2 protein-coding genes are annotated in these 1,551 nt (G+C 41.5%); one reads left to right on the forward strand and one right to left on the reverse strand.

Features of this window, described 5'->3' with window-relative positions; all coding sequences use genetic code 11:
- The first annotated feature begins 446 nt into the window (after positions 1–446).
- Positions 447–1,310 carry an Rpn family recombination-promoting nuclease/putative transposase gene (locus ACQRBJ_RS15960; RefSeq protein WP_153123567.1) on the forward strand — a complete coding sequence of 288 codons (864 nt, stop codon included), beginning with the start codon at positions 447–449 and terminating at the stop codon, positions 1,308–1,310.
- A 20-nt stretch (positions 1,311–1,330) separates the two neighbouring features.
- Here ACQRBJ_RS15960 and ACQRBJ_RS15965 read toward each other — a convergent pair.
- Positions 1,331–1,551, reverse strand: a 221-nt coding sequence (locus ACQRBJ_RS15965; protein ID WP_445304221.1) for a hypothetical protein, incomplete at its 5' end; no start/stop codon positions are given.

Here is a 1,551-nt window from a genome sequence, read left to right on the forward strand (position 1 = left end):
ATTCTGCGGGATGGGACCGCCTGGGGAACTTTTAAAGGTAAAAGAGCTGTTTAAAGGTAAAAAATCTGCGTCATCTGCGAAATCTGCGTGACTTTAAAAGGTAAAAAGGTAAAAAATCTGTGGGAATCTGTGAGATCTGCGGGGAACTTTTAAAGGTAAAAGGGTAAAAAAGTAAAAAGGTAAAAAATCCGTGAGAATCTGTGAGATCTGTGGGACTTTTAAAGGTAAAAAAGTAAAAAATCTGCGTCATCTGTGAAATCTGTGGGACTTTTAAAGGTAAAAGAATCTGCGGGACGATTATGTCAGAGCGAAATGAGATTAGGAGAAACAGTTTTTGAGTAATTTGCTGATAACTTGAAGGATTCTTGATGTTTTTTTTGGTGTTTTCGAGAAAATAGCTTATTTTTGCAACACAATTCAGTTAAACGTTTTAAAAGGTGAAGGATATGAAACGGATAGAAGAACGATATATTAGCTTGCTTACCGATTTCGGTTTTAAGCGTATCTTTGGAACAAAGCCTAATAAGGATTTGCTCATCAATTTCTTGAATTCACTGTTTGATGGTTTTCATGTCATCAAGGATGTGAAGTACTTGAATAGTGAGCACGTTGGTGATGTCTTTGCCGAGCGCAAGGCCATCTTTGATGTATATTGCGAAAATGAGCGTGGTGAAAAGTTCATCGTTGAGATGCAGAATGCTTATCAGAAGTACTTCAAGGATCGTTCTTTGTTCTATTCTACTTTTCCTATCCGTGAACAGGCTCCAAAGGGGGCTGAATGGAACTTCAAGCTTGAACATGTATACACTGTTGCTCTGCTGAACTTCGACTTGGAAGAAGAGGCATTTGACAAGAATGATATCAACCATGATGTGGGCTTGCTTGACAAAAAGACTTTTAAGGTTTTTAATGACAAACTTTCTTTCAAGTATGTTGAGATAGCGAAGTTCAATAAGACAGAGGAGGAGCTTGACACGCTTTATGATAAGTGGTTGTATGTGTTGAAAAACCTTTCCCGATTGGATGAGCGTCCTGCTGCCTTGAAAGAGAAAGTGTTTACTAAACTCTTTGAAGAGGCTGAGATTGCAAAGTTCACTCCAACAGAGTTGAAAGAATATGAGGATAGTTTGAAGGCGTATCGTGATGTCAAGAACTCTATAGATACGGCTTTGGAAAAGGGGCGTGAGGAAGGTATGGAAAAAGAAAAGCTAGCCACAGCTCGCCGCCTTCTGTCAATGGGGCTTTCTGATGAGCAAGTATCAACAGCCACCGAGCTTCCACTGAAGGAAATTCAGAAAATGAGGGAATAAGCCTGAACCTAGCAGAACTTTCAGAGAAACAATAGTTTTTGCCCCACTTGTTCCTCCCCAACGGGAGGGTCCTTAATCCCTAACCAAGCCTTTCCCTTAACCATGAAGGGAAAGGATGTAACCGCCCTCCGGTGCTGTTTTTTCGATCCACCCCGTCCCTCCTTTGCCAAGGAGGGCTCCACTTTCTCCCCAAGCCCCTCTTCCTCAGGAAGAGGGGATGTAACCGACCTGCTGTGCTGTT

The sequence above is a fragment of the Prevotella sp. SGI.167 genome, from assembly GCF_050313615.1.
GTDB lineage: Bacteria > Bacteroidota > Bacteroidia > Bacteroidales > Bacteroidaceae > Prevotella.

Excerpts from the sequence above, each read along its gene's own strand:
- ACQRBJ_RS15960 (WP_153123567.1), top strand. The coding sequence starts at position 447 with ATGAAACGGATAGAAGAACGATATATTAGCTTGCTTACCGATTTCGGT.